Source organism: Rhizomonospora bruguierae, from assembly GCF_018397995.1.
GTDB classification, from domain to species: domain Bacteria; phylum Actinomycetota; class Actinomycetes; order Mycobacteriales; family Micromonosporaceae; genus Rhizomonospora; species Rhizomonospora bruguierae.
In genome coordinates this window covers 23,969-38,413 of sequence record NZ_BBQH01000017.1, presented here as the reverse complement: position 1 = coordinate 38,413, position 14,445 = coordinate 23,969, and the positions used below count along the sequence as shown (strand labels likewise).

The window sequence follows — 14,445 nt, the reverse complement described above, 5'->3', positions numbered from 1 at the left end:
GCTTATCGCAGTCCTTCCGCGAGCGGGCCGAGCGTGAGAATGGGGAAGAAGGTCGGCAGCGAGACGAAGATGATGATGCCGACCAGCAGCCCGACGAACTGGGGGCGGTGGACCGGAAGGGCGAGCGACGTGGCGGGGATCCGGTCCTGCGCGGCCAGCGAACCGGCCAGTGCCAACACCAACGCGATCGGAACGAATCTGCCGAGCAGGATCGTGACGCCCAGCGTGGTGTTCAGCCACGGGGTGTCCGCGTTCAGCCCGGCGAAGCTGGAGCCGTTGTTGATCGCGGCCGAAATGAAGGCGTACATCACCTCCGAAACACCGTGCGCGCCCGGATTCCCCATCGAGTCGTTGACGATCTGTTCGTGTACGGCCGGAACCGCGAGGCTCACCGCCATCCCGACCAGCGCCAGGGTGGGCATCACCAGGATGAACAGGCTGGCGAGCTTGATCTCGCGGACGCCGACCCGCTTGCCGAGCACCGTCGGGGCACGGCCCAGGAGCAGGCCGGTCAGGAACACGGCGATGATCGCCATGACGAGGATGGTGTACAGGCCGGCGCCGACACCACCCGGCGACACCTCACCGAGCAGCATGTTCAGCATCGCCACCAGCCCGCCCAGGGCGGTGTACGAGCCGTGCGTGGAATTGGCCGCGCCGCCGGACGTTCCCGTGGTCGCCGTGGCGAACAGGGTCGAGCCGACCACGCCGAACCGTTGCTCCTTCCCCTCCATCGCACCACCGGCGAGCGTGGGCGCCGTGCCACCACCGGCGAACTCGAACGCCGTCATCAGCGTGAAGGACAGCACGAACAGAACCGCCATCGCCGCGAGGATCGCGTAACCCAGCCGGTGGTCGCGCACGATGCTGCCGAACGTCCGCGGCAACGCGAACGGGATCACCAGGAGCAGGAATATCTCGAACAGGTTGGTCCACGGACTCGGGTTCTCGAACGGGTGCGCGGAGTTCGCGTTGAAGAAACCGCCCCCGTTGGTGCCCAGCATCTTGATCGCTTCCTGCGAGGCGACCGGTCCGCCCGGGATGCTCTGGCCGCCACCGGCCAGGTCGGTGACGTGGGTAAAGCCGGCGAAGTTCTGCACCACGCCGCCGGCCAGCAGGACGACCGAGCAGAGCGCGGCCGCCGGCAGCAGAATGCGTACCGTGCCGCGCACCAGATCCGTCCAGAAGTTCCCGATGGTGCCGCTGCGGCGGTGTGCGAAGCCCCGAACCAGCGCGATCGCCACCGCCATTCCGACGGCCGCGGACAAGAAGTTCTGCACGCCCAGTCCGGCCATCTGCACCGGGTAGCCGACCGTCCGCTCCGGCGCGTACGACTGCCAGTTCGTGTTGGCCACGAACGACGCGGCGGTGTTGAACGACAGATCCGGGGACGGCGCGGCGAGGCCGAGCGAGTACGGCAGCCGGTGCTGCAACCGCTGCAGCAGGTAGAGCGCGACCAGCCCGACGGCGGAGAAGGCAAGCACCGCACGCAGGTACGCCCGCCAACTCTGCCCGCCCCGCGGGTCCACGCCGACGAGCCGGTACAGGACCCGCTCGACCGCCCAGTCCCTCGGTGACGTGTAGACCCACGCCATGTACTCCCCCAACGGGCGGTACACCACACCGAGCAGGGCCGCCACCGTCACCAACGCGGCGGCCGCCAGCAGCCAACCCATCAGAATCGCTCGGGATGGACCAGGGCGAACACGAGATAGACAACCGCCGCGACGCCCAGCATCGCGGCGGCCAGCCCGAAGACGATCACAGCCGCTCTAGCGCCCTTCCCAGGAAACCAACCACCGCCAGCAGAGCGACCGCCCCGAGCACGTAGGCGACATCGAGGTAGGCGACATCGAGCACGAGAGACTCCGTTCCTGCGACCGCGCCCCGCGGGGTCCGCAGCCTTGATCGAACACCCCGCGGGCCGCGGCGCCAGCGGCCCTAACGGAACGCATACGGCAATCGCCGGAATCCTCGCGCCAACTACACGGCCGCCACTCAGGTCACAGGCGGCCGGGCCGCCTCGTCTCGATGGCAAGAGAGCGGTACGGATGAGAGGGACGGCATCGTGCGAGTCTTCGTAGCCATCTGCTCCCCCACCTGGTCGCCAAGGGCCGTACCAGCAGGAACGGGCTCCGCGACGGCGGGTGGGTCAAGGCCGGGGAGGACCCGCGGCGGCACCGGCCACCCCTCGTGGGTGCGTGTCGACGACGCGGCGAACGCTACCGTGTTGGCGATGGAACAGAAGGCGCTGGACCCGTCCTGGCGGCAGGGTTTCCGGGAAGGGCTGGCATGAGCCGCAGCGAGGAGTTCGAGCGGCTGCGGCCGCTGCTGTTCGCGATCGCCTACCGGATCCTCGGCAGCGTGGTCGAGGCGGAGGACGCGGTCCAGGAGACCTGGTTGCGCTACGAATCCTCGGCCACCTCGCCCACGTCGACCAAAGCGTTCCTCTCGGCCGTGGTCACGCGGATATCGATCGACGTGCTGCGCTCGGCGCGCGTGCGGCGGGAGGCGTACGTCGGCCCGTGGTTCCCCGAGCCGCTGCTCGCCGACCCCTACCAGGACCCGGAGCGGTCCGCGGAGCTGGCGGACTCGGTGTCGATGGCGGCCCTGCTGCTGCTCGAGCGGCTGACCCCGCTCGAACGGGCGGTCTTCGTGCTGCGGGAGGTGTTCGGGTTCGGCTACCCGGAGGTCGCCTCGGCCGTCGGACGGTCGGAGACGGCCTGCCGGCAGCTCGCCGTCCGGGCGCGCCGCCACATGGACCTCGGGCGCCCCCGATTCGAGGCGGACCGCCGGGAGCGCGCGGAACTGGCGGCGCGGTTCTTCGACGCGCTCCGGGACGGCGACGTCGACGGGCTGCGGGAGCTGCTCGCGGCCGACGCCCAGATGACCGGCGACGGCGGAGGCAAGGCACCCGCGTTCGCCAGGAGCCTGATCGGCGCCGACAACGTGGCCCGCGTCCTCGCCGCGATCTTCCCCCTGTTCCCCCGCATCGACGCGAGATTGGAGCCGCGCGACGTGAACGGCCAGCCGGGCGCGATCTTCCGCGATCGGGACGGCAAGGTGGGCGGCACGTTGACGATCGACGTGCTCGGCGGGCGGATCCAGACGATCCGCTTGGTGGTCAACCCCGACAAGCTCGGGCACCTGGGTCCGGTGGCGGACGCGTGGGCAGTCGCCCGCGAGGTGAAACAGGTACGCCGCCCCAACGCCTGAACCCCCTCGTCAGGGTGGCCGGGCACCGGTCGACGCCGTTGCCTGGCCCCGGTCAGTCGCCGCCCGCCCGTGCCCGCCGCGCGAACGCGATCACGGCGAAGACCAGCGCGGCGGCGCCGACCCGGTCGCGGCGCCCGCGTTGTCCCGGAATGCGACGACCAGGGCCGCGATCGCGCACATGGCCGCGACCGTCCACAGGAGAACGTCAACGGACTTCATGTCTCTCCCCAGGTGCCGAGCGGACGGTCAAGCCAGTGTATGTGGAACCGCACGAGGGAGAGTTCGACCGGCGCGCCCCTTCGACCGGCCCGGCCCCGGGTCGAACGATCATCTCGCGGCGCTGGCCGTCGTCTTCACCGTCCGCCCGTCATGAGGCGGAAGAACCGTCGCAGCGGAGACTCCGGTCGAGACACCATCGCGATGAATGCAACCGGTGACGTCACCACCTCGAACCGACCCAGATCGAAAAATGAGATCCAGCCGCCCTGGATGAAAACGAGGTCACCGGGATTGAGGTTCACCGAATACGGAGTGTGCCAGGCCGAGACAGATTCTCTTTGAGCAGCGGATGCATGTGGAGAACTATTCGCCCGTCGACCGCCCATCGTCCGAGTACTGTCCACGGCTCTGGCCACGGCCACGGACGAGGCCTGCCGTCCGAGGCGCCAGCCGCCTGGGCGCGGTGCATCGAGCTACCGCGGTAACTCAAGCTGCTTGTGCGCACCGCGGGCGGAGCGGATGGCTGAGCGGCAGAATAGGAACGGCGACCTCCGGCGACATCTGACGCAACCAGGCATGGATGCTTGGGCCATGGAGGCCCCAACTCGTCGAAATAGACCCTACTGCCGTGCTCGTTCGCATAGAAATATGTGAGCGCGCCACATACCGGACATCGCACATTGGGGGTTACCCGGCGCTGCAGAGTATGCCAGATGGTCGGTGGCTGCGGCGGCGTTCGAGGAGAAACGCTTGAGAACAAAGCAGAGAACGAAGTTGTGCGCTTCGATCTAGAAGAGCCGCCGTGGTTTACGTAGTGCGCCGAAACCCAGTGTCGCGTCCCGTTGCGTCCACGGCACCAGTGCCCACGACGCCGATAACGGCCCATCGAACCATCTCCCCCGGCTTACCTCCGTCAGCGACAAGTTAGCCGGTCTATCCGCTCGCCAGATCATCCGAGCGTCTACTGTCGGTGACCATTTGGTGTGACATACCAATGACGGCTTCATTCGCCGGGCTCGTTCGCGACGGCGACTTTGCGGGGGCTTTGAGGTGCTGGCTGTGAAGCGCGTTCAGCGGGTCGGGAATGCTGGACGAATGGGAACGCCGATGGGGGGCCGGCGGCAGACGTAGGCGGTGCTGGCGTAGACGCGAACTCAGTGGCTCACCTCCGCACTCGTCGCTGGTCACCGTACCGACAGCGAGCGAACGCCCGCCCTCAGCGGTGTGCTGCCGCCGGTGTCCTCACTGCCGGGCCTGCTCCGGTACCAGGTCGATGGCACCGGCCGGGCACTCCGCCGCGCACAGTCCGCAGCCCTTGCAGTAGTCGTAGTCGATCTCGAAGCCGAGGCCCGGCCCGAGCTTGCGGATCGCGTTGTCCGGGCAGACGCCGTAGCAGTTGTCGCACTCGAAGCAGTTGCCGCACGACAGGCACCGGCGGGCCTCGAACAGCGCGGTCGACTCGTCCAGCCCGCCGACCACCTCGTCGAAGGTCGACACCCGCCGGGCGGCGGCCAGCCGCGGCGCGACGGTGGCCGGCGCGTCGCAGTAGTACCAGGTGTTAAGCCGCTCGAAGGTGGCCGGTGCGGCCGGCGGCGTCGCCGGAGCCGGGCTGCCGGCCAGGTACGCGTCGATGGCCTGCGCGGCGCGGCGGCCCTGGCCGATCGCGTTGGTGACGGTCTGCTCGGCCCCGACGATGTCCCCGCCGGCGAAGATGCCCGGCTGGCCCGTCATCAGGTCCGGCCCGACGCGCACGTTGCCGCCGTCCAGTTCGACGCCGTCGAGCGCGGCCAGCAGGGACAGGTCGGCCTCCTGCCCGACCGCGAGCACGACCGCGTCGGCGGACAGGTCTTCGTACTCGCCGGTGGGCTGCGGGAAGCCGGTGTCGTCCAGGCGCATCCGCTCCACCCGGACCCGGTCGCCGTCGATGCGGGTGAGCGTGGACAGCCAGTGCACGGTGATGCCTTCGTCGAGGGCCTGGGTCAGGTCCACCTCGTGGGCGGGCATCCGGTCGCGGGTGCGCCGGTAGACCACGAGCGCGTCGGTGGCCCCGATCCGGCGGGCCGAGCGGGCGGCGTCCATGGCGGTGTTGCCGCCGCCGTAGACCACCACCCGGCGGCCGAGCAGCGGCGGCTGCCCGTCGGCCACGTCGTGCAGCATCGTGACGGCGTCCAGCACCCGGGCGCCGTCGCCGGCCGGGATGTCGATGCGCCGGCCCAGCTGCGCGCCGACCGCGACGAACACCGCGTCGAAGCCGGCCGCCTCGGCACGCAGGTCGCTCACGGTGTGCTGGCGTTCCAGGCGCACGCCGAGGCTGACGATGCGGGCGATCTCGGTGTCGAGGACGTCGCGGGGCAGCCGGTAGGCGGGGATGCCGTAGCGCATCATCCCGCCCGGCTGGTCGCCGCCGTCGCGCACTGTCACGTCGTGGCCAAGTAGCCGCAGGTGGTAGGCGGCGGACAGGCCCGCCGGTCCGGCGCCGATGACGAGCACGTGGCGCCCGGTCGGTAACGCGCTGCTGGTGACCGTCCACCCCTGCCGGATCGCCTCGTCGCCGAGGAACCGTTCCACCGCGTTGATGCCGACCGCCTCGTCGAGCTGGCCGCGGTTGCAGGCGCTCTCGCAGGGGTGGTAGCAGACCCGGCCGATGACCGCCGGGAACGGGTTGACGGCCATGATCTCTCGCCAGGCCGCCTCGTAGCCGCGCTCCTCGGCCTGGTACAGCCACCGCAGCGGGTCCTCCCCCGCCGGGCAGGCGTCCGCGCACGGCGGCCGGCGGTTCACGTACACCGGGCGCTCCACGCGCCAGCTGCCGGTGTGGTTGGCCAGGCTCGACCCGATGTCGAGCGTGATCGCGAAGGGCTTGTCGGTCATGGCGACACCTCCCGATGCTCGACGTCCCGATGCTCGATCAGTCCGTACCGCCGGATGTTGTCCTCGGCCACCGCACCGATCGCGTCGAGCACGTCGTCGCACCGCGTCGGTGTGAACAGGTGCCGGTAGCGGGTTTGCAGCCGCAGGTAGTCCGCCACGGGCACCCGGCGGCGGATCGGCCGCACCGCGGTGACCTCGCCGTGCTCGGCTTCGAAGACCGGGAACAGCCCGCTCTCGACGGCCAGCCGGGCCACCCGGACGGTGTCGCCGGACGCGGTGCCCCAGCCCAGCGGGCACGGCACCAGCACGTGCAGGTAGCGGGCGCCGTGCAGGCTCATGGCGTGCGCCACCTTGGCCTCCAGGTCACGCAGGTCCGCCACGGTCGCGGTCGCCACGTACGGGATGCGGTGCGCCATCGCGATCACGGGTAGGTCCTTGCCCTGCCCGAACCGGTTGCCGGACCGGTCGCCGACGACCGGGGTGGTCGCGGTGCGCGCGGCCGGCGGGGTGGCCCCGGAGCGCTGCACGCCGGTGTTCATGTACGCCTCGTTGTCGTAGCAGACGAACAGCACGTCGTCGTTGCGTTCGAACATCCCCGACAGGCAGCCGAACCCGATGTCGACGGTGCCGCCGTCGCCGCCCTGCCCGATGACCCGCACGTCGTCGCGGCCCTGCGCGCGCAGGGTGGCCGCCGCGCCGGCGGCGACCGCGGGAGCGTTGCCGAACAGCGAGTGCAGCCACGGTACCCGCCACGAGGTCTCCGGGTACGGGGTGGAGAACACCTCCAGGCAGCCGGTCGCGTTGACCACCACGAGCTTGCCGCCGGTGGCCCGCATCGCGGCGTCGAGCACGTACCGGGCGCCGAGCGCCTCACCGCAGCCCTGGCACGCCCGGTGCCCCGAGGTCAGCGCGTTGGCCCGGTCCGGGTCGGCCTGCCCGGCGCGCATCGCGGGGTCCAGTAGCCGGTTGCCGACGGCGAACGTGCCGACCTGGTAGAAGAAGGTGCGCTGCCCGTTCATCGCCCGCCCCCTGCCAGGTCGTGGAGGATGTTCTCGGCCGCCGGTCCGGACCGGCGGGTGGCCGCCGCCCGTGCCAACTCCCGGTCGACCACCTCCCGATTCAGGTCTAGGAAGGTCAGGGGTTCCAGCCGGTCGGCCACCGCGTCGAGCAGCATGGCGCGCAGGGACGCGCGGGTGACCGGGCGACCGCCGAGCCCGGCGACCACCGTGCGGCAGGCCACGCCGGGCCGGGCGGCGCGCACGTCGGCGGTGACGATCCCGCCGACGCCGGCCGCCAGCGCCCGCTCCAGCACCACCACCCGGCGGGCACCGGCCAGCGCGGCGGCGACGGCCCGCACCGGGAACGGCCGGAACGCGGTGACGCCGACGACACCGACCGGCAGGCCCTCGTCGCGCAACTCGTCGACGGTGTCCTTGAGCGTGCCCAGGACGGACCCGAGCGCCACCACGACGGTGTCCGCGTCGTCGCACCGGTACGGGGTGACGGCGCTGATCCGGCGGCCGGTCAGGGCGGCCAACTCCCCCGCCAGGTCAGGCAGCCGATCGAGCACCTCCAACTGCCGCACGTGGGCCAGGTAACGCACCTCGGTGAACGCCTCCGGGCCGACCATCGCGCCGATCGACACCGGTGCGACCGGGTCGAGGACCTGCCGCGGCCGGAACGGCGGCAGGAACGCGTCCACGCCGGCCTGGTCGGGCAGGTCGACGGGCTCGACGGCGTGGGTGAGCACGAACCCGTCCATGCACACCATCACCGGCAGGGACAGCTCCTCGGCCAGCCGGAACGCCAGCACGTGCAGATCAACCGCTTCCTGGTTGCTCTCGGCGTACAGCTGCACCCAACCCGAATCGCGCTGGCTCATCGCGTCGCTGTGGTCGTTCCAGATGTTGATGGGGGCGCCGATCGCCCGGTTGGCGACCGTCATCACGATCGGCAGTCCGAGGCCGGCGGCGTTGTACAACGCTTCGGCCATGAACAGCAGCCCCTGGCTCGCCGTGGCGGTGTAGGAGCGCCCGCCGGTCGCGCACGCCCCGATCGCCAGCGACATCGCACCGAACTCGCTCTCGGCGTTGATGAACACGCAGGGGTGCAGCGCACCGCTGGCGACCCGCTCGCTGAGCGCCTCGACGATGTGGGTCTGCGGCGAGATCGGGTACGCGGGAATCACCTGCGGCCGGCACAGCGCCACCGCCTCGGCGACCGCGCGGGACCCCTCGATCTGGCTACGCATCCTGCCGCTCCTCACACTCGGCGCGAACGAGGTCGTACGCCTCCTGCGCCGCCGCGACGTTGGCGGCGGCCAGCGAGGCAGGGAACCGCCCACGGATCGCGTCGAGCACCGACTCCAGCCGGACCTGGCCGGTCAGGGCGGCGAACCCGCCCAGCAGCGCGGCGTTGGGCACCGGCCGGCCGACGTGGCGCAGGGCGAGCTGCGTGGCCGCGACGGCGACCGCGCCCGGGGGCAGCTCGAGTTGATCCACCGGGCCGGCCCAGTTGACCAGCACGGAACCGGCCGGGCGCAGTCCCGCCAGGACGTCGACGTGCCGCAGCAACGTGGGATCCTGCACGATCACGCAGTCGGCGATGGCGATCGGCTCCCGGGTGCGGATCGGGCGGGTGTCGATGCGGCAGAAGGCCACCACCGGCGCCCCGGTCCGCTCCGAGCCGAAACTCGGAAACGCCTGCGCGTGCCGGCCCTCGGTGAAGGCGGCGACGGACAGCAGTTCGGCGGCCGTGACCACGCCCTGCCCACCGCGTCCATGGATCCGCACTGCGAACACGTGACCGCCTCCTCGATCGGAGCCGCTGGACTGCCTCCAGCGTCGCGGTCGGGGGCCGCCACTTCACGGGCCGAAAGGTCCTCGTGGGGTGGGACCAAAGTCCGGTCCCGAGGGGATCGCCCTCGGGGCACAGGTCGCCCTGCTGGGCAGCGGCATGAAGACGCCCACCGGCGGGCGCTCCACCGGGCGGGGTTCCCATCCTGGCGATGGTGGGTCTCGCGATCTCGTGGACCGCCGTCCCATTTCCCTGCCGCCCGGGGTTCCGCAACTTCGCCGGTGGGCGTCTGAGTCCAGACTCTCCGCTCGGCCGATCCGCGCCCAGGGCGTTTGGTCCTCTGCCGGCGGGACCTGCGTCCCGGCCCCCGTGCTGGACCGGCTCACCGCCGCAGGGCGCACCGCGATGGTCGCGGCCGTGGACGGCAGGGCGGCCGTCGGGCGAATGTCACGCCGAAGGAACGGTAGCGAGATGGGAGCGAAACAGTAGCGAAACAGTGGGCGCGATTGCCAGGCTTGATCAACGTTCCGCGACCCGGGGAGCGGGGGCAGAGCCAGACCCAAACACCTTCGGGTCTCCCATAAGGAGGACAGGAATGATCAAGAAGCTGAACGCGCTCGGCGACCGGTTGCTCGGCGTGATGCTACCCAAGGCCACCGCGAGTGCCGCAGACTTCTGCACGACTGCCTACTACCGGGACCGCGTCGGCAGCTGCAACTACTACTGCTACCGCTGGAGCGCTGACCGCAGCGCCCAGTACCGCAAGTGCGATTTCGACAAGACCTGCGCGATCGTGTGCTACGACTGCTGCTGGTGACGTCTCGCTCCTGATTTCGCCGGGCCGAGGCGGCGCCGCCTCGGCCCGCACAACCTCTCGTCCTTCTGAACGAAAAGAGAGTCGCCGTGCTCCTCACCACCGCGGTCGTACTCGTCGGGCTGCTGGGTCTGCTCAATCTGCTGCTCGTCCTGGCGGTGATCCGCCGGCTCGGCGAGCAGACCAAGCAGGTGAACAGGCTGCTGTCGGGTCCCGGCCTCGAACAGTTGCTGCCGGTGGGGGCACCGCTCCCGGCGTTCACCGGTGAATCGGTCGACGGCCGGCTGATCACCAGCGCGGAGAGCCCGCCGCAACTGCTGGCCCTGCTCTCCACCACCTGCGAGGCGTGCGCGGCCCAACTGCCGGACCTGAGGCGGTTTGTGGAGGCCGAGACACGGTCCCCGGCCGCCGCCGTGGTCGTGATCGCTGGTCCGGACAACGCCGAGAGCCAACGCCTGGTCGACGAGTTGCGGTCGGTCGCCACGGTGATCCGTGAACCGTTCGACGGGCCGATCGGGAAGGTGTTCCCCGCCGGCATCTACCCGACGTTCTACCTGGTGGCTGACGGAACCGTACGGGCAGGCGACATCTCCGTGGCGAAGCTTCCCCGACCCGTCCCGGCGTGACCGACGGCGCCGTTCCCCTCATCGCGAAGGGCATGGGTCATGGCGATCCCGTCCCGGGCCGGCGGTACGTGGTAGCACAGCTAGACAGTTCAGCAGAGACGCACTCCCGCTCCTGCTCGGCGGTCTGCCATGGATCCAAGCGGGATGCCGCCCCCGGACACCCGGGGACGGCATCCCCGACGGCTACGGTGTATAGGTAACGCCAGGGAAATCGATCTTCGCCTGGTCGAATTCCGCCTGCCACGTCGAGTTCCACCCGAAGGCGGTTTGCGCCCGAGACAGCTGGTTGGCACCGGTCGCGCCGCTCCAGAAGTGCACGAACTCACCCATGGTCATGGTCGTGGGGTACCAGCCGTTGAACCGGTGGTAGTGCTGCGACAGCAGCAGGAAGTAGTTGCTCAGTGTGGTGGCGCCGTTGTAGTTAGTGGTGATCGGGTAGAACCACTGAAAGAACCAGTCCGTCGTCGGCGCCGGATACCCGTCGACCCCGTTGTCCACCATCTTGTCGTACCAGCGAGCCGCGTCGACGGTCAGGCCGGCCTCCTTGTAGGCCCAGTACTGGAAGATCTCGCACCACTTGCTGTCATGCCACAGGTAGTACGCCGGGGAGTCGAGGGTGCCGTAGCCGGCGTGCGGACACTCACGCCGCCCAGCTCGGCCACGCGTCCTACGGTCCAGTGCTCGTCCACCCGACCGACTATGCAGCCCGACGCCACGTGCGGGTCAAGCGCCTCACATGGCTGGGAGAGGACTGGACGGGATGATGCCCGGGCTTGTAACTTGCAGCTGACCGTGACACCGCGCGAGGAGGTGAGACCCATGAAGGCTGTATCGATGTGGGTGCTCCCCTTCCCGTCACGGTCGGGCGGTTGACGTAGGTGTCGCCGGGAGCGCCTCGCCACCTGGGCACTCCCGAAAGGCACCACCCATGCATTCTCCGCAGTTCACCGCCGAACCGTCGTCGACCGATACGGCCGAGCGCGACTCCACCGTGGGCGACGTCCCCGGGCCCCCCTCGCCGGCCTCCGGCACCGATCGCGCGCCCCTCATGTTCGACGTGATCATTGCCGGGTGCGGGCCGACCGGTGCGATGCTGGCCGCCGAACTGCGGCTACACGATGTACGGGTACTCGTTCTGGAGAAAGAAACCGAGCCCGTGTCGTTCGTGCGCATCGTCGGTCTGCATATTCGCAGTATCGAGCTGATGGCAATGCGCGGGCTGCTGGAGCGGATTCTCGAACGGGGAAGACAGCGTCCGGCCGGCGGCTTCTTCGCCGCCATCAACAAACCCGCGCCCGAGGGCCTGGATTCCGCGCACGCCTATCTGCTGGGCATCCCGCAGCCAGTCATCGTTCACCTGCTCGAAGAGCATGCGATCGAACTGGGCGCGCAGGTCCGGCGCGGCCGCGCGGTGGCCGATTTCGAGCAGGACGATGACGGTGTGACCATCGAGCTGGCCGACGGGGAACGGCTGCGTTCGCGCTATCTCGTCGGCTGCGACGGCGGGCGCAGTACGGTGCGCAAACTGCTCGGCGTCGGCTTCCCCGGCGAGCCCTCGCGGACCGAGACCCTGATGGGCGAGATGGCAGTGGGGGTACCGCAGGAGGAAGTTGCCGCCAAGGTGACCGACATCCGCGAGGCCGATAAGCGGCTCAGCCTCGGGCCCGTCGGCGAAGGGGTCTATCGCGTCGTAGTCCCCGCCCCGGGAGCCAGCGATCGTGCGGAACCGCCCACCCTCGAGGATTTCAAACAACAATTGCGCACCATCGCCGGAACCGATTTCGGCGTTCACTCCCCGCGCTGGTTGTCCCGCTTCGGGGATGCCACCCGGCTAGCCGAACGTTATCGGGTCGGGCGGGTGCTGCTGGCCGGCGATGCGGCACACATCCATCCACCCATCGGCGGACAGGGCCTCAACCTGGGCGTTCAGGACGCATTCAACCTCGGCTGGAAACTGGCCGCACAGATCCGCGGCTGGGCGCCGGAAACGCTGCTGGACACCTACCAGGCCGAACGCCATCCGGTCGCCCGGGACGTGCTGGACAACACCCGTGCCCAACGGGAACTGCTGTCCACCGAACCGGGCCCGCAGGCCGTGCGCAGGCTGCTCACCGAACTGATGGACTTCGACGAGGTGAACCGCTATCTGATCGAGAAGATCACCGCGATCGGCATCCGCTACGACTTCGGCGCGGGCCCCGACCTGCTCGGCCGCCGGCTGCGCGACATCGACGTGAGACAGGGCCACCTCTACGGTCTGCTGCATCGCGGCCGCGGCCTGCTGCTGGACCGCACCGAACGCCTGACCGTCGGCGGCTGGTCGGATCGGGTCGACTACCTCGGGGATCCCACCGCGGTACTGGACGTTCCGTGCGTCCTGCTACGCCCCGACGGCCACGTCGCCTGGATCGGCGACGACCAGCAGGACCTGGACGATCACCTCTCCCGCTGGTTCGGCAAGCCCGCCAACTAATTTCCGGCCCCCAGCGGCCGCCGCGCCCTGGTGTCCGACTGGTCGGGACGGCATGCTCCGGGACGCGCGGGCACACCGCGGCATGGGAGATCACCGGATCGGATGGTGTAGCCCAAAAAAGCCCAGATAGCCCCTTTGGGTGGGATTAGCATGGCTCCAGGCTGGCCCGACCTGGGCCGACGGGCGCGCAACGAAACCACGGTGAACGGGCGGGGGCAAGCGATGACAACGGCAGCCAGGCACGCGGCCCACGTTCCGCATCCCCACATCCATGGACCGGACTGTGGGCACGACGCGGTGGAGCACGCCTGCCGGATCCGGCGGAACAGCAGGTACATCGACGAATCGATGTCCCCCAGCCCGATCGGCATGTCCCGGCAGGCGACGACGGCGCGACGCAGGTCGGGGTCCACCAGCTCCGCCGGGTCGAGGACCACATCGCGGTGGCGTGAGCCGACCCTGGCCACCACGTCCCGCACGAACGGGGCGTCCGGCGTCTGCCGCATCTCGTCGGGCCGGAACGAGTTCTCCAGGCCGATGAAGTCCACGGTGAACGTTCGCAGCCGCGAGCCGGTGCGGCGGGCCTGCGCCGCGGCCAGCGCGGTCACGGCACTCGAGTCCAACCCGCCCGAGAGCAGGCAGCACAGCTCCACATCGGATACCACCTGCCGGCGGACGATGTCGTCGAGCAGCGCACCGATCCGGTCGGTGGTGGTGGCGAGGTCGTCGGGGTGTTCGGCCGCCGACAGGCTCCAGTACGTCCGTTCCCGCATGCCGGTCCGGTCGATGGTGACCGTCGTCGCGGGCAGGACCTCGCGGATGTCCTTCCACAACGCCCAGCCGGGGGTCTTGGTGAATCCGATCAGCTCGTGCAGGCAGTCGACGTCGACCACCCGGGGCACCTCCGGGTGGGCGAGCACCGCCTTGGGCTCCGAGCCGAACAACACGCCGCCGGGGGTGCGCCAGAGGTAGAGCGGCTTGATCCCGACCCGGTCGCGGACCAGCACCAGCCGCTGCGCCGGGGCGTCCCACACGGCGAAGGCGTACATGCCGTTGAGGCGTTCGGCGACCCGGTCGCCCCACTCCTGGTAGCCGCGCAGCACGACCTCGGTGTCGCTGCGCGTGGTGAAGTGATGCCCGCGCGACACCAGTTCGTCGCGCAGTTCGACGAAGTTGTAGACCTCGCCGGAGTAGACCAGGGCCACCGGCCCGGCCGGGGTCCGCGCCGTCATCGGCTGCACCCCGCCCGGCACGTCGATCACCGCGAGCCGGCGGTGGCCGAGGGCCACGTACCGGTCGGTGAAGATCCCGCCCGCGTCCGGGCCGCGGTCGGCGAGGGTGGCGGTCATCGCCGCCATGATCTCGTCGCGGTCGCCGCGCTCGTTCGGGTCGCGGTCGAAGTCGACCCAGCCGCATATTCCACACACGCT

Annotated in this window: 14 protein-coding genes; 4 read left to right on the top strand and 10 right to left on the bottom strand. The window is 70.1% G+C overall.

The annotated features are described in order from the left end of the window. Positions 1-2: 2 nt before the first annotated feature. The gene (kdpA, locus tag KJS59_RS08705) at positions 3-1,676 is read right to left on the bottom strand and encodes a potassium-transporting ATPase subunit KdpA (protein ID WP_213451872.1); all 1,674 of its coding nucleotides are present in this window, start codon (positions 1,674-1,676) and stop codon (positions 3-5) included. Then, positions 1,676-1,765, bottom strand: a complete 90-nt coding sequence (locus KJS59_RS08700; RefSeq protein WP_213451870.1) for a potassium-transporting ATPase subunit F — start codon at positions 1,763-1,765, stop codon at positions 1,676-1,678. Before KJS59_RS08700 ends, kdpA begins: the two co-directional genes overlap by 1 nt. A 527-nt stretch (positions 1,766-2,292) precedes the next feature. Between KJS59_RS08700 and KJS59_RS08695 the strand changes: the two genes are divergently transcribed. Continuing rightward, on the top strand, positions 2,293-3,216 hold the full coding sequence (locus KJS59_RS08695) for an RNA polymerase sigma-70 factor (protein WP_213451868.1): 924 nt from the start codon (positions 2,293-2,295) through the stop codon (positions 3,214-3,216). A 90-nt stretch (positions 3,217-3,306) separates the two neighbouring features. Here KJS59_RS08695 and KJS59_RS31720 read toward each other — a convergent pair whose 3' ends face one another. From KJS59_RS31720 to KJS59_RS08670, 6 genes are all read right to left on the bottom strand, one after another. After that, positions 3,307-3,435: a hypothetical protein gene (locus tag KJS59_RS31720; RefSeq protein ID WP_283775757.1), complete on the bottom strand. Its 129-nt coding sequence runs from the start codon at positions 3,433-3,435 to the stop codon at positions 3,307-3,309. A gap of 134 nt (positions 3,436-3,569) precedes the next feature. Beyond that, entirely contained in the window at positions 3,570-3,737 is a 168-nt protein-coding gene (locus tag KJS59_RS08690; protein ID WP_213451866.1) for a hypothetical protein, read from the bottom strand. A 940-nt stretch (positions 3,738-4,677) separates the two neighbouring features. Then, positions 4,678-6,306: an NAD(P)-binding protein gene (locus KJS59_RS08685; RefSeq protein ID WP_213451864.1), complete on the bottom strand. Its 1,629-nt coding sequence runs from the start codon at positions 6,304-6,306 to the stop codon at positions 4,678-4,680. After that, on the bottom strand, positions 6,303-7,325 hold the full coding sequence (locus KJS59_RS08680; RefSeq protein WP_213451862.1) for a thiamine pyrophosphate-dependent enzyme: 1,023 nt from the start codon (positions 7,323-7,325) through the stop codon (positions 6,303-6,305). Before KJS59_RS08680 ends, KJS59_RS08685 begins: the two co-directional genes overlap by 4 nt. Further along, a complete protein-coding gene (locus tag KJS59_RS08675; RefSeq protein ID WP_213451860.1) occupies positions 7,322-8,557 on the bottom strand; it encodes a transketolase C-terminal domain-containing protein in 1,236 nt (411 codons plus the stop codon). The genes KJS59_RS08680 and KJS59_RS08675 overlap by 4 nt, the downstream gene beginning before the upstream one ends. Then, a complete protein-coding gene (locus KJS59_RS08670; protein ID WP_213451858.1) occupies positions 8,550-9,107 on the bottom strand; it encodes a 2-oxoacid:acceptor oxidoreductase family protein in 558 nt (185 codons plus the stop codon). Before KJS59_RS08670 ends, KJS59_RS08675 begins: the two co-directional genes overlap by 8 nt. Before the next feature lie 590 nt (positions 9,108-9,697). Between KJS59_RS08670 and KJS59_RS08665 the strand changes: the two genes are divergently transcribed. Then, positions 9,698-9,919 (top strand): hypothetical protein, encoded by a 222-nt coding sequence (locus tag KJS59_RS08665; protein WP_213451856.1) that lies wholly within the window; start codon positions 9,698-9,700, stop codon positions 9,917-9,919. Positions 9,920-10,005: 86 nt separating this feature from the next. Beyond that, entirely contained in the window at positions 10,006-10,542 is a 537-nt protein-coding gene (locus KJS59_RS08660) for a TlpA family protein disulfide reductase (RefSeq protein WP_213451854.1), read from the top strand. Positions 10,543-10,725: 183 nt separating this feature from the next. Here KJS59_RS08660 and KJS59_RS08655 read toward each other — a convergent pair whose 3' ends face one another. Beyond that, positions 10,726-11,040, bottom strand: coding sequence for a hypothetical protein (locus tag KJS59_RS08655; protein WP_213451852.1), 315 nt, complete (start codon positions 11,038-11,040; stop codon positions 10,726-10,728). Between the two features lie 550 nt (positions 11,041-11,590). Between KJS59_RS08655 and rox the strand changes: the two genes are divergently transcribed. Next, complete coding sequence (gene rox, locus KJS59_RS08650) at positions 11,591-13,015, top strand: rifampin monooxygenase (RefSeq protein WP_213452112.1); 1,425 nt, start codon at positions 11,591-11,593, stop codon at positions 13,013-13,015. Here rox and asnB read toward each other — a convergent pair. Beyond that, positions 13,012-14,442, bottom strand: coding sequence for an asparagine synthase (glutamine-hydrolyzing) (gene asnB / locus KJS59_RS08645; RefSeq protein WP_213451850.1), 1,431 nt, complete (start codon positions 14,440-14,442; stop codon positions 13,012-13,014). The genes rox and asnB overlap by 4 nt on opposite strands. Between the last annotated feature and the right edge of the window lie 3 nt (positions 14,443-14,445).